At 63.3% G+C, this 21,664-nt stretch carries 18 protein-coding genes and 2 tRNA genes; 6 read left to right on the plus strand and 14 right to left on the minus strand.

Features of this window, described 5'->3' with window-relative positions; translation table 11 throughout:
• Positions 1-6: 6 nt before the first annotated feature.
• The 3 genes from EDF71_RS17065 to EDF71_RS17075 all read right to left on the minus strand — a co-directional run bounded on the left by EDF71_RS17065 (position 7) and on the right by EDF71_RS17075 (position 4,393).
• Positions 7-2,307: a hypothetical protein gene (locus tag EDF71_RS17065; RefSeq protein WP_133857759.1), complete on the minus strand. Its 2,301-nt coding sequence runs from the start codon at positions 2,305-2,307 to the stop codon at positions 7-9.
• Between the two features lie 148 nt (positions 2,308-2,455).
• Positions 2,456-3,784 (minus strand): tRNA (N6-isopentenyl adenosine(37)-C2)-methylthiotransferase MiaB, encoded by a 1,329-nt coding sequence (gene miaB, locus EDF71_RS17070; RefSeq protein WP_133857760.1) that lies wholly within the window; start codon positions 3,782-3,784, stop codon positions 2,456-2,458.
• 171 nt (positions 3,785-3,955) lie between these two features.
• The gene (locus tag EDF71_RS17075) at positions 3,956-4,393 is read right to left on the minus strand and encodes a hypothetical protein (RefSeq protein ID WP_133857761.1); all 438 of its coding nucleotides are present in this window, start codon (positions 4,391-4,393) and stop codon (positions 3,956-3,958) included.
• Positions 4,394-4,585: 192 nt separating this feature from the next.
• Here EDF71_RS17075 and EDF71_RS17080 point away from each other — a divergent pair, with 192 nt between their 5' ends.
• Positions 4,586-5,461, plus strand: a complete 876-nt coding sequence (locus tag EDF71_RS17080; RefSeq protein WP_133857762.1) for a hypothetical protein — start codon at positions 4,586-4,588, stop codon at positions 5,459-5,461.
• A 5-nt stretch (positions 5,462-5,466) separates the two neighbouring features.
• On the opposite strand, the gene EDF71_RS17085 is transcribed toward EDF71_RS17080, so the two are convergent.
• A complete protein-coding gene (locus tag EDF71_RS17085; protein ID WP_133857763.1) occupies positions 5,467-6,432 on the minus strand; it encodes a bifunctional helix-turn-helix transcriptional regulator/GNAT family N-acetyltransferase in 966 nt (321 codons plus the stop codon).
• 94 nt (positions 6,433-6,526) lie between these two features.
• Complete coding sequence (locus EDF71_RS17090; protein ID WP_133857764.1) at positions 6,527-7,381, minus strand: class III extradiol ring-cleavage dioxygenase; 855 nt, start codon at positions 7,379-7,381, stop codon at positions 6,527-6,529.
• 88 nt (positions 7,382-7,469) lie between these two features.
• On the opposite strand from EDF71_RS17090, the gene EDF71_RS17095 reads away from it, so the two are divergent.
• Positions 7,470-8,384: a LysR family transcriptional regulator gene (locus EDF71_RS17095; RefSeq protein ID WP_133857765.1), complete on the plus strand. Its 915-nt coding sequence runs from the start codon at positions 7,470-7,472 to the stop codon at positions 8,382-8,384.
• Positions 8,385-8,393: 9 nt separating this feature from the next.
• Here the strand turns inward: EDF71_RS17095 and uraD are convergent, their stop codons facing one another.
• Both uraD and EDF71_RS17105 read right to left on the minus strand, forming a co-directional pair.
• Positions 8,394-8,936, minus strand: a complete 543-nt coding sequence (uraD, locus tag EDF71_RS17100; RefSeq protein WP_133857766.1) for a 2-oxo-4-hydroxy-4-carboxy-5-ureidoimidazoline decarboxylase — start codon at positions 8,934-8,936, stop codon at positions 8,394-8,396.
• A gap of 68 nt (positions 8,937-9,004) precedes the next feature.
• Positions 9,005-9,937 (minus strand): LysR family transcriptional regulator, encoded by a 933-nt coding sequence (locus tag EDF71_RS17105; RefSeq protein WP_133857767.1) that lies wholly within the window; start codon positions 9,935-9,937, stop codon positions 9,005-9,007.
• A 130-nt stretch (positions 9,938-10,067) separates the two neighbouring features.
• Here EDF71_RS17105 and EDF71_RS17110 point away from each other — a divergent pair, with 130 nt between their 5' ends.
• Positions 10,068-11,423: an MFS transporter gene (locus EDF71_RS17110; protein ID WP_133857768.1), complete on the plus strand. Its 1,356-nt coding sequence runs from the start codon at positions 10,068-10,070 to the stop codon at positions 11,421-11,423.
• Positions 11,424-11,485: 62 nt separating this feature from the next.
• Here the strand turns inward: EDF71_RS17110 and alkB are convergent, their stop codons facing one another.
• On the minus strand, positions 11,486-12,151 hold the full coding sequence (gene alkB, locus EDF71_RS17115; RefSeq protein WP_133857769.1) for a DNA oxidative demethylase AlkB: 666 nt from the start codon (positions 12,149-12,151) through the stop codon (positions 11,486-11,488).
• Between the two features lie 94 nt (positions 12,152-12,245).
• Between alkB and EDF71_RS17120 the strand changes: the two genes are divergently transcribed.
• Positions 12,246-13,606 (plus strand): IS3 family transposase gene (locus EDF71_RS17120; protein ID WP_133857770.1). Its coding sequence is split into 2 segments (ribosomal slippage): positions 12,246-12,720 and positions 12,720-13,606, totalling 1,362 coding nucleotides; the frame shifts between segments, so codons are not numbered across the junction.
• Positions 13,607-13,664: 58 nt separating this feature from the next.
• Here the strand turns inward: EDF71_RS17120 and EDF71_RS17125 are convergent.
• The 6 genes from EDF71_RS17125 to EDF71_RS17150 all read right to left on the minus strand — a co-directional run bounded on the left by EDF71_RS17125 (position 13,665) and on the right by EDF71_RS17150 (position 19,032).
• Positions 13,665-13,741 (minus strand) — tRNA-Met (locus EDF71_RS17125).
• A 138-nt stretch (positions 13,742-13,879) separates the two neighbouring features.
• Positions 13,880-13,956 (minus strand) — tRNA-Met (locus tag EDF71_RS17130).
• A 139-nt stretch (positions 13,957-14,095) separates the two neighbouring features.
• Positions 14,096-14,875 carry an enoyl-CoA hydratase gene (locus EDF71_RS17135; RefSeq protein WP_021025456.1) on the minus strand — a complete coding sequence of 260 codons (780 nt, stop codon included), beginning with the start codon at positions 14,873-14,875 and terminating at the stop codon, positions 14,096-14,098.
• 148 nt (positions 14,876-15,023) lie between these two features.
• On the minus strand, positions 15,024-16,859 hold the full coding sequence (locus EDF71_RS17140; protein WP_133857771.1) for a M61 family metallopeptidase: 1,836 nt from the start codon (positions 16,857-16,859) through the stop codon (positions 15,024-15,026).
• A 109-nt stretch (positions 16,860-16,968) separates the two neighbouring features.
• Positions 16,969-17,682, minus strand: coding sequence for a DsbC family protein (locus EDF71_RS17145; RefSeq protein WP_133857772.1), 714 nt, complete (start codon positions 17,680-17,682; stop codon positions 16,969-16,971).
• Positions 17,683-17,874: 192 nt separating this feature from the next.
• Positions 17,875-19,032: an FAD-dependent monooxygenase gene (locus EDF71_RS17150; RefSeq protein WP_133857773.1), complete on the minus strand. Its 1,158-nt coding sequence runs from the start codon at positions 19,030-19,032 to the stop codon at positions 17,875-17,877.
• Positions 19,033-19,279: 247 nt separating this feature from the next.
• Between EDF71_RS17150 and EDF71_RS17155 the strand changes: the two genes are divergently transcribed.
• Positions 19,280-20,161 (plus strand): MOSC N-terminal beta barrel domain-containing protein, encoded by an 882-nt coding sequence (locus EDF71_RS17155; RefSeq protein WP_133857774.1) that lies wholly within the window; start codon positions 19,280-19,282, stop codon positions 20,159-20,161.
• A 91-nt stretch (positions 20,162-20,252) separates the two neighbouring features.
• On the plus strand, positions 20,253-21,347 hold the full coding sequence (ychF, locus tag EDF71_RS17160) for a redox-regulated ATPase YchF (RefSeq protein WP_133857775.1): 1,095 nt from the start codon (positions 20,253-20,255) through the stop codon (positions 21,345-21,347).
• Positions 21,348-21,664: the final 317 nt, after the last annotated feature.

Genomic DNA, 21,664 nt, shown 5'->3' on the forward strand with positions numbered 1-21,664 from the left:
AGGGGCTTACCAGAACTTCCACCAGGGCTTGCCGCCGCCCGCGCTGGGCGCGGCAGTGATCAGCTGAGCGTTGAGTTTGTCGATGGTGGTCTGCAGCTTCTCGCGCTCGGCCGGGTCATCGACCCGTGAACACGCCAGTGCCTGCTGGTAGATCTGCATCGCTTGCTGGTCCGTGCCCGAGGTCTGCATTGCATCGCCTGCGCGGCGCAGCAGGTAGGGATTCTGGCGCTGCTCCAGCTCGGGCAGCAGCGCCTGCAGGCGTGGCAGCACCTCGGCGCCATGGGTGGCCGAGTAGTAGTCCAGCTGGTTCAGCAGGCTGCGCAGATAGTCATAGCGCTCGCTGCGCTGCTCGTCCTCGTCGAGCTGGCTCCACCACTCGTCCAGGCGCTCCAGCCAGATGCTGTTTTCCACATTGCGGTCTTGCTGGTAGAGCGCGTAGGCCACCTTGGGGAAGTAGTCGCAGGGGCTGTGGCGGCTGTAGCCATTGTCCTGGCTGTAGTGCCACAGCTGCTCGGCCGCAGGGATGAGCTGCGCGTAGTTGTCGCTGTCGATATGGGTGGAGACGATGCCGTTGTAGTGCTCGGCAAAGGGGCTGGTCGCGATGCCCTTGGCATGCAGGGCCAGCGCGCCGTCGTAGTTCTCGTCGTTGTAGCGGTACTTGATGCCCAGGTTGTTGCAGAGCATCGAGTAGTCGTGCAGGTTGCCATCCTTGTAGCTGCCCTGGCCGGTGGCAAACCAGTGCTCGAAGCGGGCCTGGCCCGTCTCGTAGTAGTGCTTGATCCAGCGCAGCAGCTCGTCATAAGGCCAGTCGGCGGGCAGCTCCTCGCCCTCGCCGCCGATGGCCTTCATCAGCGCCTCGTCGTCGTCCAACTGCACGCCCATCGCATAGCACCAGCTGCCGCTGTCGCAGCGGATATAGGGCGATTGCAGCGCGCTGGCGAGGCCCGCCACGCGGGCGCGGCAGACAAACAAACGGTAAGCCAGCTCGCCATTGGCGTACTGGGGGCGCTCGGCCAGGGTCTCCAGCAGCGGCAGGGCTTGCGCATAGTCCTGCTGCTCAAACAGATGGTTGCCCTGCAGCAGGCGCCACATCGGGTGGTTGAGCGACTGCTGCTGCACCAGCGCGCTGTAGTGCGCAAAGGCCTGCTCGGCATCCATGTCGGCAGGCAGAAACTCGGCCAGGTCCTCGTCCTTGGCAGCAGCCATCAGGGTCAAAGCCCAGTAGGGCGCGCCATCCGATTCGCCCAGGTGAGCCCGTGCCTGGCGACAGGCGGCTTCGCGCGATCCGGGGCGGCTGTGCAGGGTGCTCTCAAAGCACATATGGGCGGCCTCGGGCAGGCGGGCGGCCTGCACCAGCCAGTCGATCAGCAAGGCGCTGCTGCTGTCATCGCTGTCGCGCACCAGGGCAAAGCGGCCTTCCTGGCCTTTGCTGATCGCGGCATCCAGCGCGCCTTGCTGGTGCAGGCTACCAGCGGCCAGGCGCGCGAGCTGGGCGCGCGCATCGCGCCAGGCGGCGGGCGATGCGTTGCTGGGCAGGCTGGCCAGGGTCAGCTCGCTGTGCTGGGCCAGCGCGTCGGGCGCCAGCGCAATGATGTCCTCGCCCAGCAGCAGCCAGTCATCGGTGTCGATGTCCTGGCCTGCTTCTGCGCGTTGCAGCTTTTGCAGCGCATAGTGGCCCAGGTCGCGGGCCGCCGTGCTGTTGCCCTTGGCCGCTTCGATGCGGCCCAGGCGCGTGGCCAGCATGGCATCGTCCCAGGCGCGCAGCTGGGCGCGGTCGGCTTGCTGGCTTTTGTACTGGTGCTGTTTGCGGTAGATCTGCTCTTGCAGGTCCAGCGCCTGGGCCTGGTGCGCATGGCGTGCCAGGTGGCGCCAGGCGCGGTCGGGGTCGCCCAGCGCGCCGGCCTGGTCCACGGCGGCCATCGCCTGCGCAATCACGTCGCGGTACTGTTCGCGGGGTAGGTCGGGCACATCCTCGGCGGCATCGGCCTGCAGCATGGCCATGGTGACGGCGGCATCGCGCTGGGCGTCGGCTGTCAGCTCCTGCAGCAGGCGGGGCTGGTGCTGCTGCACGGCAGCCAGGGCCTGGGCGGGTTGGCCAGCCATGCTCCACAGCCGGTAGACGCGGCGCAACTGGTCCAGGTCCTCGGGCTCCAGCGTGCGCGATGCCAGCTGCTGGGCGGCGGCAGCCTGGCGGGCAGGCCATTCCTGCGTCTCGTCCTCGGTGTTGAACAGGGTATCAACATGGTCCAGAAAGGCGTCAAGCGCCTCGCTGCGCAGTGCGGTGGACGGGTCGGACACGGATGCCATGGTGATGCTGCCTTTCTAGTTATGGCGCATCCCTCATGCGCCCCCTGCATGCTAACGGGCCCCAAGGCGGGTGTGGCCTTTGGGGGCCACAAAAGCAGGTCAGAGGGCCATTTTCACCGTGTTTGCGGCGGCTGACCAGCGATGGATCTCAATGGGTGATCAGCACTTCACCGCGCAGCGTATAGGTCATCGTCTCGGTGATGCGCACATCCACCATCTGGCCGATCAGGCGCTCCTGGCCGGGGAAGTTGACCACGCGGTTGCACTCGGTGCGGCCCATCAGCTCGCCGTTGTCGCGCTTGGACTTGCCTTCCACCAACAGGCGCTGCAAGGTGCCCAGGCGCTCTTCACTGATGGTCTTGATGTTGCTATTGATGACGGCCTGCAGCTCCTGCAGACGGCGCAGCTTGACCTCGTAAGGCGTGTCGTCGGGCAGGTTGGCGGCGGGGGTGCCTGGGCGGGGGCTGAAGATGAAGCTGAAGGAGTTGTCAAAGCGCACATCGTCGATGAGCTTCATCATCTTCTGGAAGTCTTCTTCCGTCTCGCCAGGGAAGCCGACGATGAAGTCGCTGCTCATCGCCAGATCGGGGCGGATGGCGCGCAGCTTGCGCACCGTGCTCTTGTACTCCATGGCGGTGTAGCCGCGCTTCATCGCCATCAGGATCTTGTCGCTGCCGTGCTGCACAGGCAGGTGCAGGTGCGAGACCAGCTTGGGGATCTTGGCATAGGCCTCGATCAGGCGCGGCGTGAACTCATTGGGGTGGCTGGTGGTGTAGCGGATGCGCTCGATGCCGGGGATCTCGGCCACGTATTCGATCAGCAGCGCGAAGTCGGCGATCTCGGCGGTATCGCCCATCTTGCCCAGGTAGGCATTCACGTTCTGGCCCAGCAGGGTGATTTCCTTGACGCCTTGCGCGGCCAGGCCAGCGACCTCGACCAGCACGTCCTCAAACGGGCGGCTCACCTCTTCACCGCGGGTGTAGGGCACCACGCAGTAGCTGCAGTACTTGGAGCAGCCTTCCATGATCGACACAAAGGCCGATGCGCCTTCGACCCGGGCCGGTGGCAGGTGGTCGAACTTCTCGATCTCGGGGAAGGAGATATCGACCTGCGGCTTGGCCTTGGCCGCGCGGGCATTGAGCAGCTCGGGCAGGCGGTGCAGGGTCTGGGGGCCAAACACCACATCCACATAGGGCGCGCGCTTGATGATCTCGGCGCCTTCCTGGCTGGCCACGCAGCCGCCCACGCCAATCAGCACGCCTTTTTCCTTCAGGTGCTTGATGCGGCCCAGGTCCGAGAACACCTTCTCCTGCGCCTTCTCGCGCACCGAGCAGGTATTGAAGAGGATCAGGTCGGCCTCGTCCATGTCCTGCGTGGGCTCATAGCCCTGGGCGGCGCCCAGCACATCCGCCATCTTGTCCGAGTCGTACTCGTTCATCTGGCAGCCGAAGGTTTTGATAAATACTTTTTTGGACATGGTGCAAATCTCGTGGGGGCCCAGGGGCTGCGCTTGCAGGCCTGAAGGAATACCGAAATACGGCAGAAAGCCAGGCGCCAGGCGGGCGCGCTGCTGCCTAAGGGGGGATGCGCAAGTCGCACCGCCGGGCTGGACCGCTGCGGTCAGCCCATGCGGCGGCGCCAATGCGCTTTATTTAAAGAGTCCGCTCCAGAAGCCGTTGTCGGCGCGGTCGCGTTTGAGGGCGGCTTCGTCGCTGTTCAAGATCCAGGCGGCATGCACGCGGCCGCTGGTTTTCTCGATCACATAGTTCACCGTCAGCCGTTCATTCAGCACGGTGCCGGGGCGTATCGTGGTGTTGCGCGGGTTATAGAGCTTGAATGCGGGAGCGAGGCCCACGGACTGGCCATCGATGGTGGCCTGGCTGGTGCTGGTGACCACCAGGTTGCCGCGCAGCGCCTGGGGTGGAAAGGCGCGGACTTGACCCTGGAACGGGGCAAAGGTGGCGGTCTGGGCCAGGCTGGGGAGAGCGCTGATGCCGCCCAGTGCCAGGGCCAATGCGGCAAGGCTGGCGCGCGTGGCGCGGCGCAGGCGGTGGTGGGGTGTGTGGGGTGTTGTGCAGCGGTTCATGGTGTATATCCAGGGGCTGGAGGCCGCATTCTACAAAGGCCTGGTTGCCGCAGGCGCTTGCTCGGGCATGGGCTGATGTGCTGCTGCAACAGCTTCCAGCGGGCTGCAAGGCCAGACACGTTGGGCGCCCCGCGTCCGCCTCTGCTGTGGCAAGCTTGCGGCCTTCTCCCTCTCGATTCATTCAACATCGCCATGGAAAGAGACACCTCACCACCTCCAGCTGTGCGGCCCATGCCGCTGTACCGTGCGTTGGCCTACAGCGTGCTGGGTTGTGCGGCGCTGGTCGGCGGCTTGTACGCGCTATGGGGCTGGCCCGCAGGCGGCCTCATCGGCATGCTGTTGGGCGCTTTGTGGGTGATTGCGGTGGGGGCATGGCGCTCCGTACAGCAAGATGAATGGGCGCATTACACCAAGCTGCAAGCGCAGATAGTGCAGACCCCTACCGTGGTGCAGCTGGCACTGGGTTTTGCGCAGCCGCTGCGCAGCCTGGCGCTATCCATTCCCATCGGCATGCTGACCCGCAACTACCGCGACCCGGGGCTGTGCTTGCTGGGCCATCTGGCACCAAACAGCCTGCGCAGCGCGCAGCAGTGTGTGGACGACTGGGTGGAGGATGTGCGTCTACAGTTGCAATTGGCTGCGGATGCGCCACTCAGCTTCTTGCAAACCTTGCCTTTGCTGACGCCACCCTTGCTGCCGTTGCCCCTGGCGGGCAGCCCTGAGCCCTACGCAACCGCTGTCTTGCAGACCAGCCACGGCATTCATCTGCTGTTGTGTGCGATGGAAACCGGCGATCTGCCAAGCGAGGTGGGTGAGGCACAACTGAGGCCCTGGGTGGCGGCGTTGCAGCAACGCTTTGGCGGATGGCCTGATTACGGCCAAACCATGCAGCAAGCCCGCTGGCAAATGTTGCGCAAAAACGGCTGGGGCGCTGCTGCGCAGGCGCTGCATTTTCGGGATCTGCTGCGTGCCCCTACCAGCCCCTGGAGGCTGGTGGCATTTGCTACAGTGCTGGACGCGGCGCCGCCGATGTTGCACCCAGGAGCCGATGGCAGCACAACGGTGTAGCCCGCTCAGCCACCTCGCAAGCGGCTGAACTGCTGCTCCACCACAGTCGAGCCCCATTGCTGGCCGGCCTCTTCATGCACCAAGGCAAAGCCCAAGGATTCGTAGAGCTTGCGTGCCGCATCCAGCCCCTGGAAGGTCCATAGCGCGGTGCTGGCAAAGCCGCGCTGGTCGCAAAAGGCGAGGGCCTGCGTCAGCAGCTGGCGGCCTATGCCACCGCCACGGCAGCCATCGTCCAGAATGAACCAGCGCAAATGCGCCTGGTTGTTGCCCAGGTCCTGGCCGTCGATCGCAACGGAGCCGACGATGCGCTCGTTCTGCACCGCCGTCCAGATCTGGTTGCAGGGCTCGCCCAGGCGGCCGCTGAATTCGGCAAGGCCCGAGGCGACCTTGCTTTCAAAGAAGGCGCCAAAGCCCCAGTGCCGCGCATAGAACACGGCATGCATCTCAGCAATGCGGCCAATCAGACCGGGGCGGTAGCCGCTATGAATCTGGATGCTGTTGGTGGCTGAGGTACCTTGGCCTGCCGCACTGCCCAGCCGGTGCGCCTGCAAGGCCTGGGCATAGGCCGTCAAGCCTTGCGCCACGGACTGCTGCAATGAAGGGTTGAGCTGCGCCAGCGCGCTGCGCACCTGTGTTTGGCCGTAGGCATGTATGCCCGCGACCGTGCGTTGGCCCTGCGCTGACAGCTGCAATTGCTTGGCGCGCGCATCGTCTACGCAGGGCTGCTCCTGCAGCTCGCCGTTGGCGATGAGCTTGGCCACCATGCGGCTGACGCTGGATTTGTCCAGCCCCAGAAACTCCGCCAACTGGGCGGCAGTGACCTGGCCATGCGTATCGATTTCCAGCAGCGCATGGACCGCAGAGGCGGAATACGGCGTGGCCGCCAAGGTGTTGGCCATAAAACCCAGCTCCCGCACCATGGTGCGGGAGGCGCTGCGGATGTCGTTGACCAAGGGGGTGTCGGCTGCCATGCGTTGCTCCAGTAGTTGGTTGCACTATACATCCATTTGGTTGTATCGTGCAACCTTTTATGAAGCTGCCTCAGCATTCCGAGTGGAGGCGCTTTCAGGCGGCATCCAGCCGGTAGCTGGACACGGCCAGCCCGCCCATGAAGGCCTCTTCATGGTAGATGCGCACGGCACGATCGCTCTCAGCGGCGCCGACGGCCACCATCAGCGGCAGCAGATGCTCTTCGCGCGGATGGGCAATGCGTGCAGCGGGCGCGTCTTCCCAGTCCAGCAGGCGCTGGCTGCGGCTGGCGCTGTCCAGCTGCAGCATGGTCTCGGCCAGCCAGTCATCAAAGGCTTTGGAGGGCACACGGGCCTGTGGGCCAAAGGCGCGCAGGTTGTGGTACGAGAGGCCGCTGCCGATGATCAGCACATCCTCATCGCGCAAGGCGGCCAGTGCGCGGCCCAGCGCCAGGTGTTCGGCGGGGTCCAGGCCCCGGCGCAGCGACAGCTGCACCACTGGCACATTCGCCTCGGGGTAGATGGCGGCCATGGGCGAGAACATGCCGTGGTCATAGCCACGCTCGGCGTCCTGCTGCACGGCAATGCCAGCCTGGGCCAGCAGGCCCGCCACGCGCTCGGCCAGTTCGGGCGATCCGGGCGAGCGGTAGTGGATCTGGTAGGTGTGGGCCGGAAAGCCGCCGTAGTCATAGATCATGCCGGGCTGCGGCGTGGACTGCACGGTGAAGCTATCGGCCTCCCAGTGGGCTGACACCATCAGGATGGCGCGCGGCGTGCGGCCAATCTGGCGCGGCATATCGGACAGTGAGGCCGCCAGCTGCGCGTAGTAGTCATGCATCTCGGGCATCCAGGGCCAGGGGCCGCCGCCGTGCGAGATGAAGTACACGGGCAGGCGGCTGCCGCTGGTGGTGATGTTGGTGCTGGTGGGGGCGGTGTGGGTCGTCGTGGTCATATGGAAAACTCCTTGTCTCCAATGTAGTAGCTGCCTAAAAGGAAACCAAGTAGCTAAAATGCAGTGGTTGATTTCCTATTGAGAAACTATGGACCAGCTCACCAGCATGCAGGTGTTTCAGGCGGTGGTGGACAACGGCAGCTTTGCCCAGGCCGGCGAGCGCCTGGGCATCTCGGCGCCGATGGTCAGCAAGCATGTGGCCCAGCTGGAGCAGCGCCTGGGTGCGCGCCTGCTCAACCGCAGCAGCCGCCATGTCAGCCTGACCGAGGCGGGCCAGCGCTGGTATGCGCAAAGCAGCCTGGCACTGGAGATGCTCGATGCCGCTGCCCAGGAGATCGGCCAGCACAACCAGGCCCCCAGCGGCCAGCTCAAGATCAGCGCGCCGGTCTGGTGCGCCACCCCGCAGATGGCGCGCATCCTGGCACGCTACCGCGCCCGTTATCCGCAGGTGCTGGTCGACATCCATTTGGACAACCACAAGATTGACCTGGCCACCGCTGGCTACGACATGGCCTTGCGGGCCTCGTCCGACCCCGCGCCGCATCTGATTGCCCGCCCGCTGTGCCAGGTGCCGTTTTACCTAGTGGCCAGCCCCGCCTACCTGCAGCAGGCCGGCCCGCCCCAGCAACCTGCCGACCTGGCCCAGCACCCTGCGGTGCTGCCCAGCTATGTGTCGCTCAGCCCCATGCAGCTGAGCCAGCCCGGTGGCCGCAGCGCGCCGCTGCACCTGCAGCCGGCCCTGCTGTCCGATGACTCCAACCTCAGTCTGCATGCGGTGCGCGCCGGCATGGGCCTGGGCTTTTTGCCATCGTGGTTGGTGGAGGACGATCTGCGCAGCGGCCAGCTGCAGCGGGTGCTGCCGCAGTGGGATGCTTTAACGGTGACCCTGTATGCCATCTACACCAGCCGGCGTTATCTGGCGCCCAAGGTGCGCAGCTTTATTGACTGCCTGTCGCAGGAGCTTGCCGGTAGTGGTGAAAGTGCACCGCCTGAATTGGACTGAGGCTCTGTATCACCAGAGAGTCGTGCGCACCCGCTGCGCCAGACGCAGGCGGCTGATGAAACCGATCTGGCGCAGCGCTTCGGCAAATTCCTGCTCGGTATCGCGCTCGGTGCGAGAGGCTAGCTCAGCAAACAGGCCCGTACGCGTGTAGTGGCGCACGCAGGCGATGAATGGAAATCCGTGGCGTGTGCGGTAGGTCTGGTTGAGTGCGTCCAGTCGCTCGCTTTGCTCTTTTTCCAGATGGCCGAGTCCGGCGCTTTGCTGCTCCTGCTGTGAGTCGCTGGTTAGCGTGCCGGCGCGTACCGCGCTGGCTGACAGCTCCGGGTGGCCGCAGAGAAATTGCACCGCCTGCTCGTAGGGGCTGGTATGCACGGCGGCCAGCATGGCACCGTGCAGTGCGTCGATGCTGGCAAACGGACGCTGACGCGCAGCCGATTGCGCAACCCAGGGTGCATATTCGAACACCTCGCCAAGCGCGGCCACGAAGTCGCCGTGCGCCATGGTGTTGAGCTCGTCGAGCGAGGAGGTAGGCTGGGTTGAGCTGGTGGTCATGGCGCCAGTGTAGGAAGCGGGTTACCCGCCTCCCAGCCCTGGATTGTTATAGCCCGTATAGCATCTGATTACGCCAGTTCCGTCAACGCCTGCGAAGCTTGGCTCAACAAACCGCGTAGCCAGATATGGGAGGCATCGCGGTGCCGCGAAGAATGCCATAGCTGGTAGAAGCACATGCTGCGGTTGCCCACGGGCAGGGGGCGTAAGACCAATGGCAGCCGCTTGGCGTGGTAGGCGGCGAAATGGCGGCTGGTGGTGAGCAGCAGATCGGTGCCCATCAGCAGATCCGGGGCCTGCGAGAAGGCACTGCACTGTACGCGGCCGTCGCGGCTCAGCCGCATCGTGCCCAGGCTTGATTCCACCACGCCGCGCTGGTCTGGCGAGTAGGGCGTGAATACGATGTGCGCCGCCTGCAGGTAGCGCTGCGCCGTGAGCTGCTCGGGCGCAGCCAGCGGGTGGCTGGCATCCATGACGCAGACGACCTCGTCCTCGATCAATGTGGAGATGTGCAGGTGCTCTGGTGGGCTGGGCCAGTTGCCGATGACGATGTCCACCTCGGAATTCTGCAGCGCCTGTTCATAGTCGAAGTTGTGCCCCAGTGGAAGAACGGCCAGCCGCGCGCCCGGCGCCTGGCTGCGCATGTGCTGGACGACGCGGGCCATGAAGGGTGGGGCCAGATAGTCAGGCGCCGCAATGGTGAAGCGTTGCTGCGTGGTCTCGGCATCGAAGGCATGGCTCGATGTGAGCAAGCCGTCGATCAGGACGAGCGCCGCGCGTGCCTGCTCCACCGCCTGCAGTGCACGCGCCGTGGGGACCATGCGGTTCTTGTCCCGCACCAGCAGCGGGTCGTTGAAGATGGCCCGCAGGCGCCGCAGGGCAGCGCTGATGGCTGGCTGCGATTGGTTCAGCCGTATGGCAGCGCGCGAGACACTCTTCTCTTGGATCAGGGTGCTTAGCACACGCAGCAGGTAGGTGTCGAATGGATCTTCACTGCGAGCCATGTGTTTTCCCTATGAATATGCATTTTGCTATTTGGTTTATAGCGGCTGATGAGTTTCGCATATCGCCACGAGCAGCAACCATGCAAGTGTTCGCAAACCCCACTAAAAATGCTCGAGACAAGGACTTGCCATGAACGCTCAAAGCGTGCCACTTCGCGGTGCGATACCTTCTGCCCAGGAGGTCGATGCCACCTATTCCAAGATATCCTGGCGGCTCTTGCCTTTTCTCGGTGTGCTGTGGGTGCTGGCCTGGCTGGACCGCGTCAACATCGGCTTTGCCAAGCTGCAGATGCTCGATGACCTGAAGTTCAGCGAAGCCGTGTACGGTCTGGGCGCGGGCATTTTCTTCATCGGCTACTTCCTGTTCGAAGTCCCTTCCAACATGTTGCTGCAGAAGATAGGCGCCAAGAAAACCGTCATGCGCATTGCCATGGGCTGGGGCATCATCTGCATTCTGCAGGCCTGGGTGACCACGCCCACGCAGTTCTACATTCTTCGCTTTCTGCTGGGCGCCTTCGAGGCGGGCTTCTACCCTGGCGTCATCCTGTACCTGACCTACTGGTACCCATCGCAGCGCCGCGCCAAGGCCTTTGGCACCTTCATGTCGGCGTCGGCCATCGCAGGCGTGCTGGGCGGGCCGCTCGCGGGGGTCATCATGACCTGGATGGCCGGAGTCCAGGGCATGCATGGCTGGCAGTGGCTTTTCATCATCGAGGGCATTCCGTCGGTGCTGGCTGGGGTGCTGGCCTATTTCTACATGACGGACCGGCCAGAGCTGGCCAAGTGGCTGACCGATGCGGACCGCGCCATCGTGCGCCAGCAACTGGAGCTGGATCAGAAGGCGCAGGGCGATCGCCACAGTGACTGGCGCACCCTGTTCAAAAATCCCATGGTGTGGCTGGTGACAGCGGTATTCTTCTGCCTGCTCTGCGCCAATTCCACGCTGACCTTCTGGATGCCGACCGTCATCCACGAAGCGGGCTTTAGCTCTCCGATGCAGGTAGGCTGGATTGCAGGCGCGATCTATTTCTTGGGGGCTGCGGGCATGATTGTCAACGGTCGCCATTCGGACCAGCGCGGCGAAGTGCGCTGGCACTTTGCAGGCTCTGTCCTGCTGGGGGCTGGCGGTATGCTGGTGTTGGCCATCACCATGGGGTTCAGCAGCATTCCAGTGGTGCTGGCGCTCACCGCCATGGCGCTTGCCCTGATTGGCACAATGAGCGCCATCCCCGTGTTCTGGCAGATGCCCAACATGCTGCTGAGCGGCGGCGCTGCAGCCGTGGGTGTGGCGTTGATCAACTCGGTCGCCAACCTGGCCGGCTTCGGCGCGCCTTACCTGATGGGCTTGATCAAGGCGTCCACCGGCAAGGTGGCCCCGGGCCTGTACCTGGTTGCCGTGGTGGAAGTGCTGGCCGCCGTTCTGGCCATCGTATTCATGGCCCGCATTCAGCGCCGCAAGGGCAGCATGGCCAATCCCCCTGCATGAGCAAGGCCGCATTTGCCCCGCCTGCAGCGCAGGCGGGGTGTTCCCTGAGGCTGGTAGCCGGGTCAGCCCGCGCGGCGAAAGGTGAGGTTGATTCTCTGCCCGTCCAGCAGCGGATGGGCCACCGGGCTGGTGCCATCCTTGACCGGCATCACCCCGTGGTAGCGCATGCGGTCCACGCCACCCCAGACCACCACATCGCCATGCTGCAGCGGCAGCTTTTGCGTGGCATCGGCACGCTCGTCACCACCCCACAGCAAGATGGCGGGTAAGCCCAGTGATACCGACACGATGGGGTGGCGGGCATCGCCCTCATCCTGGTGCAGGGTCAGGCGGGTGCCGATGCTGTAGCGGTTGATCAGGCAGGCATTGGGCGCAAACGGCGGCAGCTCGGCGGCCTCTGCCGCCTGCGTGGCCAGTGCTACAAAGGTGGTTGGCATCGGCGGCCAGGGCTGACCGCTCAAGGGATCGGTTGCGGTGTAGCGGTAGCCGTGCTGGTCGCTGTACCAGCCAAATGCGCCGCAGTTGCTCATCGCCACCTGCATAGAGCGCCCGCCTGAGGTGCGCAAATGCCGAAACGGCGCCTGCTGCACGATGGCCTGCACTTGGCGCAGCAAATCCTGCTCCCAGCGCAGCGCAAAGCCGCGCAGCACACAGGCCTGGCGGCCAATGGCAATGCGCTCCCAGGGCGGCTGGCCGTCGTCGGCGTTGGGGCTGAACAGGTCTTGCATGGGGCCATTGTGCCCTGCGGGCATAAAAAAACCGCAGTGCCTTTGAACTGCACCCCAAAAGTTGGACACCAGTCCAACCTTTGGGGTGTTTTTCATGACGAAATACGATGAGAGCTTCAAGCTCAAGATGGTCCAGAAGTATCTGGGAGGAGGGATAAGCAACAGGGCCTTGGCCGAGCAGGCAGGCTTGCATGCTTCACTCCTGCGTCAGTGGACAAATAGCTACCAAGCGCATGGTATTGATGGGCTGCGCAAGAAGTTCAGTCGTTACAGCGTCAAGTTCAAGCTGCACGTGCTCGCGCATGCCAAGCACCAAGAACTCTCCGATAAGCAGACTGCTGTGATCTTTGGGCTTCGAGGTGGAGGTGGCGTTGTAGCCCAGTGGCGACGGCTGTACGATCAGGGCGGTGCGCAAGCACTTCACCCCAAGCCTAGAGGCCGCCCTCCAAAGATGCCAATATCCAAACCTACCCCCAGCGCACCAGGTCAAACGAAAGACTCGCAAACCCTTGAGTCCCTGCGCAAAGAAAACGAAGCGCTGCGTGCGGAGGTGGCCTATCTAAAAAAACTCGAGGCCTTAGTTCAAGCCAGCCGGCAAGCTGCGCCCAAAGGGCGCAAGCCGTCCTCGAGCTAAGGCCTTATCACTCATTGAGCGGACTGCTGTTGGCAGCTGGCCTGTCGCGCAGCACCTTCTACTACCAAGCCAAGGCACTGCAGGCGGGCGATAAATATGCCCAGCTCAAAGCTAGCATCCGCGCCGTGTATGAGCGCCACAAGGGCCTTTACGGCTATCGGCGCATTACGGCGGAGCTGGTGCGCTGTGGCCAGCAGGTCAACCACAAAACCGTGCAGCGCCTTATGAACGATATGGCGCTGAAGTCGCTTGTCCGCCTAAAAAAGTACCGCTCCTATCGGGGTGAGCTGAGCGCAACGCCCAACCTGCTCAACCGCCAGTTCAAGGCCAAACGGCCCAATGAGAAATGGGTGACCGATGTGACAGAGTTCAACGTAAAAGGCGAGAAGCTTTACCTCTCGCCAATCATGGATCTGTTCAATGGAGAGATAGTGGCCTACGAGATGCTCGAGCGCCCGCTCTTCCCGCTGGTAAGCAATATGCTCAAGAAGGCGCTGGCGAGGCTCACTGATAGGCAGGCACCATTGCTGCACTCGGACCAGGGCTGGCACTACCACATGCGACCCTACCGCCAGCAGCTGGCCGAGCGCGGCTTGACCCAAAGCATGTCCCGCAAAGGCAACTGCCTGGACAACGCTGCAATGGAGAGTTTCTTTGGCACACTCAAGTCTGAATTCTTCAAACTGAACAGATTTGAGAGCATCGAGCAGCTGCGCAAAGGGCTGCACGACTACATTCACTACTACAACCACCACCGGCTCAAGCTCAAACTAAAAGGCCTGAGCCCGGTGGAGTACCGAACTCAGGCCTTGAGCCGCTAACATTCAACTGTCCAACTTCTTGGGGTCAGTTCACTTGGGCAGGCACTGCGGTGGAATGTGGTGGTCGTAGTGGGACTTGAACCTACGACATCAGCATTATGAATGCTGCGCTCTAACCAACTGAGCTATACGACCGACGGCCTCCATTGTAGAGGCGGATGGGCGGCGTACCGGATGCTAGCGGTGACTTTTCCGGCAGGACTTGCAGCCATCAAAACAGATGCGCCAAAGAGAAAAGCCGCAGTGATTGTGCAATCACTGCGGCTTGAAACCTGGTGGTCGTAGTGGGACTTGAACCTACGACATCAGCATTATGAATGCTGCGCTCTAACCAACTGAGCTATACGACCGGCAGAACGAAATTATATACCGAAAATTTGGCCTGGCGATCAATGTCGCCAGGTTTTGTCAAAATTGGGTCATTTGGCGTGGTGGGCGCCGGGCGGGCCCAGGCCCATTGGCCTGGCTCCAACGGCGCTGCGACGTCGATCAGCTGTTGCTGAACTGGGCTGGGCGCTTGTTGACGAAGGCGTCCATGCCTTCCTTCTGGTCGTTGGTGGCGAACAGCGCGTGGAACAGGCGGCGCTCGAACATCACGCCGTCGTTGAGGCTGCCCTCAAAGGCGCGGTTCACCGATTCCTTGGCGGCCATCACGGCCAGCTGCGAGAAGCCGCTGATGATGATGGCGGCGCCCAGCGCTTCTTCCATCAGCTTGTCGACGGGGACCACGCGGCTGACCAGGCTGGCACGCTCGGCCTCGTCGGCATTCATCATGCGGCCGGTGAGGGCCAGATCCATGGCCTTGGCCTTGCCCACGGCGCGGGGCAGGCGCTGCGTGCCGCCGGCACCGGGGATGACGCCCAGCTTGATCTCGGGCTGGCCAAAGCGGGCGTTGTCGGCCGCAATGATGAAGTCGCACATCATCGCCAGCTCGCAGCCACCACCCAGCGCGTAGCCGCTGACGGCGGCAATCACCGGCTTGCGGATGCTGCGGATCGCTTCCCAGTTGCGGGTGATGTAGTCGCCGCCATAGGCATCGGCAAAGCTGTACTTGGCCATGGCACCAATGTCGGCGCCTGCGGCAAAGGCTTTTTCGCTGCCGGTGATGATCATGCAGCCAATGTTCTTGTCGGCATCAAAGGCCTTGAGCGCCTCACCCAGCTCGTTCATCAGCTGGTCGTTCAGCGCGTTCAGCGCCTTGGGGCGGTTCAGCGTGATGATGCCCACCTTTTCGGCTTCGACGCGCACTTCGATCATTTCATAGGCCACGGTCTGTCTCCTTGGGTTTGTGGGGCAGCAGCGGCCTGCTGGCGCCCGCATGGTCGACAGGCATCCTACACCAAGCAGGCTGTTGCGGCGCAGCAGTCTGCGCAAGATGGCGCTTTTTGGGTGCAGGTGGGCGGGCCGCTGTCCGCAGTCAGCGCCCGTCCAGCCAAAGGTTGACCAGATTCACATCGGTGACAGCCAAGGTGACGGTATCGCTCTGGCTGGCAGTTTTTGGGGGCTTCTTGCGGCCTTTGCCCGGGGCGTTGGCGGCGCGGGCCGGCAAGGCCAGCGGCAGGCGCAGCAGGCGCTTGTCGCGCGCGACCAGGGCCAGCACCTGCTGGGCATCACCGGCATACAGCGGCAGGTCGTCCAGCTTGTGCAGGCGCCAGCCAATGCTGTCGGTGCTGGCCTGCAGCGGCTCGATGCCAAGCCATTCATCGCCGGCCATCATGCCAGCGGCCTCGGCCGCGCCACCGCGCAGCACCACCTTGATGCTGATGCCTGCAGCGCCCTCGGCCACCCGCAGGCCCAGCTGCTGGGCGATCTGGGGCTTGTCGGGCTGGCAGTCCACGCCATGGGCCTGGAGCAGGGCAGCCACGGGCAAATCGAGCTTGCCATGCACCCAGGCGCTGATGTCGGCGGCCCAGCTGCGGTCGGTCAGCTCATGCAGCACATCGAGCAGGTCCTGCTCGCGCATGGGGCCGGCCTTGCAGCGGCGGTACAGTGCCCGCATCACCACGTCGAGCCCGCTGTGGCCTGCGCGGCGCAGGCTCAGGTCCAGGCACAGCGCCACCAGCGATCCCTTGGTGTAGTAGCTGACGGTGGCGTTCGGCGTGTTCTCGTCCTGGCGGTAGTACTTGACCCAGGCGTCATAGCTAGCCTCGGCCACACTCTGCAGATGGCGGCCCGGCGTCTGCAGCACCTGGTTCAAGGTCTTGTTGAGCAGCTTGAGGTACTGGCTGTTGTCCAGCAGACCGGCGCGGCGCAGGATCAGGTCGTCGTAGTAGCTGGTGAAGCCTTCGAAGAACCACAACAGCTCGGTGTAGTTCTCGCGCTCGTAGTCGTAGCTGGCCAGCTCCATCGGGCGCAGGCGCTTGACGTTCCAGGTATGGAAGTACTCGTGACTGATCAGCCCCAGCAAGGTGATGTAGCCGCTGCTGGCCTGGGCCTCGCCCTTGCGCGGCAGGTCGCGCCGGCTGCAGATCAAGGCGGTGGAGTTCTTGTGCTCCAGGCCGCCATAGTTGTCGTCCATGGCGTTGAGCATGAACACATAGCGCTCAAAGGGAGGTTTGCCCCGGGGGTGCCAGAGGCGGATTTCGGTCTCGCAGATCTTTTGCGTGTCGGCAATCAGGCGCGCGCCATCAAAGCTGGGCGGTGCGCCGGCCACCACAAAGCGGTGCGCCACGCCATGGGCGCTGAACTCGGCGCTCCAGAATGGCCCCATCTCGACCGGGCAGTCCACCAGCTCGTCATAGCTGCTGGCGTGGTAGCGGCCAAAGCCCTGGGGGGTAGTCTGCGCGGCCAAAAGGCCGGTAGCCACCTGCCAGTGGGGCTGCTGGGCCGGCGGCTCGATGTGCAGCACCTGCAGCAAGGCTTCGCTGCCATGCACACGCAGAAACACGCTGGTGCCATTAAAAAAGCCGCGTTGGCTGTCGAGCCAGGCGGTGCGCACCGAGCTGTCATAGGCACAGATCTGGTAGCTCAAGGTCAGCGGCTCTGCTGCGCTGCAGTCCACTGCCCAGGTGTTCTTGTTCTGCTGTTGGATGTCGACCAGCTGCCCGCCTTGGCTGGCGCTCAGGCTTTGCAGCGACTTGGAAAACTCCCGCACCAGGTAGCTGCCGGGGATCCAGACCGGCAACGATACCGTCTGCATCGCCTTGGGCCGGGGGATATTGAGCACCACCTGGTAGAGGTGGGCATGCAGATCGATGGGCGTGATGGTGTACTGGATGGCGTGCGGTGCCAGGGCGGGTGCGCTTTGAGTCATAGCCTGCAAGCGTAGCCCCAATTGCATGGGCGCGTGGCAATCCAGGAATTCAACGGACGCAAAAAAGGCCCCGAAGGGCCTGAGAAAAGGGGGCGGCAGCGCGCCAGGCTTACTTGACAGCTTTCAGGCGCTTTTCCAGGTCGTCCGAGCCGATGGCGCCGGGGACGCGCGAGCCGTCTGCAAAGAAGATCGTCGGCGTGCCGGTGATCTTGTACTTGCGGCCAAATTCCATATTGCGCTGCAGCGCAGTCACGTCGCAGCTCGATGCGGCGGCGGGGGCATCGGTGCCCTTGAGCATGTGGCTGGCCCATTCCTTGGCCGGGTCCTTGGCGCACCAGATGTTGCGCGACTTCTCGACCGAGTCGGGGCTCAGGATCGGGTAGAGGAAGGTGTAGACCGTCACGTCCTTGACGTTTTGCAGGTCTTTCTCGAAGCGCTTGCAGTAACCGCAGTTGGGGTCTTCAAACACGGCAATCTTGCGCGAGCCATTGCCCTTGACGGTCTTGATCGCGTCCTTCAGGTTCAGGCTGTTGAAGTCCACCGCCGTCAGCTTGTTCATGCGGTCTTCGGTCAGATTGCGGTGCGCCTGGGTGTCGATCAGCTCGCCCTGGATCAGGTAGTTGCCCTTGGCATCGCTGTAGAACAGGTCGGTGCCGACGCGCACTTCATACAGGCCCTGCATCGGCGTGGCGCTGACTTCGTCAATCTTTTGCAGCTGGGGGATGCGCTCTGCCAGCGCCTTGCGGATCACGTCTTCTTGCGCACTGGCAGAGAAACTGGCCGCGATGGCAGCACTGGCCAATACGGTAGAGAGAATTCGCATGAGAAACCTTCTTTGATCTTGATAGTAAAAAGCCAGCGCGCTGGATAGGCCCCAACGCAGGGAAAGCCGCTTGGCGGTGCACCGATGTCAGTCTGGGCGGGACGTGTGGCTGAATGCTAAACCCCCGCAACTATTAACATTTTGGTACCGCAAGCGGCTTTTGGCCGAACGACGGTTTGTACCAGATGGGCGCTAAAAGTTCACTCCCATGGCCTGGCGGGTGACCCAGGATTTCAGCGGACCGCTGCTCTCAAAGCCGCGCATGCCCCAGTTTCTCAGGCTCTGCAAAGGTGTCTCGGGCCTGGTAAACAATTGTTGAATGCTGTCCATCGCCAAGCCGATGGGGGCCAGGCGCGCCTTGCGCTCACGCTCATACCGGCGCAGCAGGCGCAGGTCCGACAGGCGGCGCCAGCGTGCATCTTCGCTGGTCAGCAAGCGGGCCAGCGCGGCGATATCGGCCATGCCCAGGTTCAAGCCCTGGCCAGCCAGCGGGTGCACGGCGTGGGCGCTGTCGCCGGCCAGCACCCAGCTTTGGGCCCGGGCGGTATCTTGCAAGGCGCTTCCCGGCATCGGGCCGCACCACTGGCGCGCAACCGATTGCTGCAGCGGCCAGGCGGCGCGCTCGGCGCAAACCGTCAACGGGCCCAGCATGCCCTGGCTGGCCGATTCCAGTGCCATCGCCAAACCTGCATCGTCCAGCGCCTTGACGCCTTCGACCTGGCTGACCGGCAGCGACCAGACCACGGCCACCTCATGGCCGTCCGGGCCGCCCAGCGGCAGAAAGGCCAGAATATCGCCAGCGGCAGAAAACCACTGGCGTGCGGCCTGCCCATGCGGGCGCTCGCAGCGCAGGCGGGTAGCGACCGCTGTCTGGTGGTAGGGGATGGTGGCGAACTCCACGCCAAATTCTTCACGGGTGCGGCTGTGTTTGCCTTCGCAGACCACCGTCAGGCTGGCATCGACGGGGCTGGTGACCGTCTCCACCATCGGCTGGTAGCGCACGGCGGCGGCCAGTTGGGCCTCCAGTGCGGGCACATCCACAATCCAGTTCAGCGCTTCGGTATGCTGCTGCGCCGCATCAAAATGCACCTCGCCGCCCTGGTCGCCATAAACATCCATGCGGGTCACCGGCGTGGCGTACTGCGCCTCGGGCCAGCTGCGAACCGATTGCAGCACCTCCCGCGAGAGCTGGTTGAGGGCATAGGCGCGCACATCGCCATGGCCGCTGTTGCTGGGTGCCGGGGCGGTGTCCACCAGCGCCACGCTCATGCGCTCCCGCGCCAGCAACAATGCCAAGCTGCGGCCCACAATGCCCGCGCCACGGATACAAACGTCGAATTCAGAAGCCATAAGCGATCTATTGTAGTGGGGCACTGTGGCAGCGCAGGGCGCCTGTACGACTTGCTGCAAGGGTCTGGCCACCGTTTGGCGCGCAGTCGGGATCCCTTGCAAAACCCTCGCCACATGGGATGGGCGCGGATCGCCCGACCCGTATTCAGACCAGGCCAGGGAGTTTTGCAGAGGATCCCTGGATGCGCGGTGACCTTTTACTAGGTACAGTGTGGTTTGCCCAGAATCAACCCAGGCGCAGAGCAGCATGGCAAATAGCGATTTTTTTGATGTCACCGGCCATATTGGCCAATTGTGGGTTTTTCCCATCAAATCCTGCGCCGGCATCGCCGTGCAAAGCGCGCGCCTGTTGGCCACGGGCCTGGAGCATGACCGGGCCTTCATGCTGGTCGATGGCAAGGGCGACTTCATCTCGCAGCGCGAAATCGCCCGCATGGTGCTGGTGCAGCCCGCCATTGCCGACGGCGTGATGACGGTGACCGCCCCGGGCATGGAGCCGCTCACGGTCGATATGGCCTTTGCCGGCACCGAGCGCGCGGTGCGCGTCTGGGACGACCGGGTGACGGGCCTGCAGGCGCCCGATGCGGTCAATGCCTGGTTCAGCACGTTCCTGCAGACCGAGTGCTATCTGGTACGCATGGCACCCCAGGTGTTGAGGCTGGCCAGCAAGAAATGGACGCGCGGCGCCGATGCGCCCACGCAGTTTGCCGATGGCTTTCCGGTGCTGGTCGTTAGCCAGGCCTCGGTCAATGAGCTCAATGCGCGCCTGACCCAGGCGGGCGAAGCGCCGGTGGTCGCAGAGCGCTTTCGCGCCAATATCGTGGTCGACGGCTTCCAGTCCCATGACGAGGACCGCATCGAGAGCCTGTCCGTGCAGCAGGGCGGCCCGGGCAGCCAGCAATGGGCAGATCTGCCCCTGGTCAAGCCCTGTGCGCGCTGCCCCATCCCCGATATCGACCCGGCCACTGCTGCCAGCGGCACCAGCGTGACCGACACCTTGCAGACCTACCGCCACGATGACCGCCTGGATGGCGCCGTGACCTTTGGCATGAATGCCTATGTGCCAGCGGGCACGGGCGGGGTGTTGCGGGTGGGTGATGCTGTCGGCGGCGCCTTGCAGTTTGACTGAGGCTTGCCGTTGAAATACGCCTGGATTCGCGATTGCCATGCAGTCGGCTTAAAATGCCGGGTTTGTCCGAAAGAATAGAGAAAGCACTGCCATGAGCCTCAAATGCGGCATCGTCGGTTTGCCCAATGTTGGCAAGTCCACCCTTTTTAATGCGTTGACCAAGGCAGGGATTGCCGCCGAAAACTATCCTTTCTGCACGATCGAACCCAATACCGGCGTCGTCGAAGTGCCTGATCCGCGTTTGGACCAGCTGTCCAAGATTGTGGAGCCCGAGCGCATTGTTCCGGCCATCGTGGAGTTTGTGGACATCGCCGGCCTGGTGGCAGGCGCCTCCAAGGGTGAAGGCCTGGGCAACCAGTTCCTGGCCCACATCCGTGAAACCGACGCCATCGTGAACGTGGTGCGCTGCTTCGAAGACCCCAACGTGATCCACGTGGCCAACAAGGTAGACCCGATCGCCGATATCGAAGTCATCCAGACCGAACTCTGCCTGGCCGACCTGGCCACCGTGGAGAAGGCGCTGAACCGCTACAGCAAGGCCGCGAAGTCGGGCAACGACAAGGATGCTGCCAAGCTGGTCTCGCTGCTGACCCCCATCCAGGCCGTGCTGGACCAGGGCAAGCCTGCCCGCATCGTGCCCGTGTCCAAGGAAGACGCGCCGCTGCTCAAGCAGTTCTGCCTGATCACCGCCAAGCCCGCGATGTTTGTCGGCAACGTCAGCGAAGACGGCTTTGAGAACAACCCGCTGCTCGACAGCCTGAAGGCCTATGCCGAAGCACAGGGCGCACCCGTGGTCGCCATCTGCGCCAAGATCGAGGCAGAAATGTCCGAGATGGGCGACGAAGACCGCGACATGTTCCTGCAGGAAATGGGCCTGGAAGAGCCCGGCCTGAACCGCCTGATCCGCGCTGGTTTCACCTTGCTGGGTCTGCAAACCTACTTCACCGCCGGTGTGAAGGAAGTGCGCGCCTGGACCGTGCCGATTGGCGCCACCGCTCCCCAGGCCGCTGGCGTCATCCACGGCGATTTCGAGCGCGGCTTTATCCGTGCCCAGACCATCGCCTTTGAAGACTACATCCAGTACAAGGGTGAGCAAGGTGCCAAGGAAGCGGGCAAGATGCGCGCCGAAGGCAAGGAATACATCGTCAAGGATGGCGATGTGCTGAACTTCCTGTTCAACGTCTAAGTAAGAAGAGGTGTTCTTCAGGGTTCGCAAGTGTTCAAGGACGCTTGCCTACCCTGGGCACAACATGGCTTGATTGTTCGCTGCTGACCGCCAGTGTTCGGGAGTGTTCGCATCAGCAGGGGGCATAGCTGGGGGCACAGGTTTGGATGCTTGGGGCCACTGACGAATCGATGCCCCCTATACCCTCACAAGCCGCATAAAGACTAGCTTTATTGTAGTTTGTGACCCGTCCGTATTAGCGTTGACACCTTGGACTTACCCAAAGGGATAAGCAAGATGGAGTCTAGGACTAAGCGGACACAGAGCGATTACACGCT

The sequence above is a fragment of the Comamonas sp. JUb58 genome (genome assembly GCF_004364775.1).
Lineage (GTDB): Bacteria > Pseudomonadota > Gammaproteobacteria > Burkholderiales > Burkholderiaceae_C > Comamonas.

What these genes read in the sequence shown, in the direction of transcription:
- EDF71_RS17065 (WP_133857759.1), bottom strand. Translation starts at nt 2,307, where the DNA reads ATGGCATCCGTGTCCGACCCGTCCACCGCACTGCGCAGCGAGGCGCTT.
- miaB (WP_133857760.1), bottom strand. Translation starts at nt 3,784, where the DNA reads ATGTCCAAAAAAGTATTTATCAAAACCTTCGGCTGCCAGATGAACGAG.
- EDF71_RS17075 (WP_133857761.1), bottom strand. Translation starts at nt 4,393, where the DNA reads ATGAACCGCTGCACAACACCCCACACACCCCACCACCGCCTGCGCCGC.
- EDF71_RS17080 (WP_133857762.1), top strand. Translation starts at nt 4,586, where the DNA reads ATGGAAAGAGACACCTCACCACCTCCAGCTGTGCGGCCCATGCCGCTG.
- EDF71_RS17085 (WP_133857763.1), bottom strand. Translation starts at nt 6,432, where the DNA reads ATGGCAGCCGACACCCCCTTGGTCAACGACATCCGCAGCGCCTCCCGC.
- EDF71_RS17090 (WP_133857764.1), bottom strand. Translation starts at nt 7,381, where the DNA reads ATGACCACGACGACCCACACCGCCCCCACCAGCACCAACATCACCACC.
- EDF71_RS17095 (WP_133857765.1), top strand. Translation starts at nt 7,470, where the DNA reads ATGGACCAGCTCACCAGCATGCAGGTGTTTCAGGCGGTGGTGGACAAC.
- uraD (WP_133857766.1), bottom strand. Translation starts at nt 8,936, where the DNA reads ATGACCACCAGCTCAACCCAGCCTACCTCCTCGCTCGACGAGCTCAAC.
- EDF71_RS17105 (WP_133857767.1), bottom strand. Translation starts at nt 9,937, where the DNA reads ATGGCTCGCAGTGAAGATCCATTCGACACCTACCTGCTGCGTGTGCTA.
- EDF71_RS17110 (WP_133857768.1), top strand. Translation starts at nt 10,068, where the DNA reads ATGAACGCTCAAAGCGTGCCACTTCGCGGTGCGATACCTTCTGCCCAG.
- alkB (WP_133857769.1), bottom strand. Translation starts at nt 12,151, where the DNA reads ATGCAAGACCTGTTCAGCCCCAACGCCGACGACGGCCAGCCGCCCTGG.
- EDF71_RS17140 (WP_133857771.1), bottom strand. Translation starts at nt 16,859, where the DNA reads ATGACTCAAAGCGCACCCGCCCTGGCACCGCACGCCATCCAGTACACC.
- EDF71_RS17145 (WP_133857772.1), bottom strand. Translation starts at nt 17,682, where the DNA reads ATGCGAATTCTCTCTACCGTATTGGCCAGTGCTGCCATCGCGGCCAGT.
- EDF71_RS17150 (WP_133857773.1), bottom strand. Translation starts at nt 19,032, where the DNA reads ATGGCTTCTGAATTCGACGTTTGTATCCGTGGCGCGGGCATTGTGGGC.
- EDF71_RS17155 (WP_133857774.1), top strand. Translation starts at nt 19,280, where the DNA reads ATGGCAAATAGCGATTTTTTTGATGTCACCGGCCATATTGGCCAATTG.
- ychF (WP_133857775.1), top strand. Translation starts at nt 20,253, where the DNA reads ATGAGCCTCAAATGCGGCATCGTCGGTTTGCCCAATGTTGGCAAGTCC.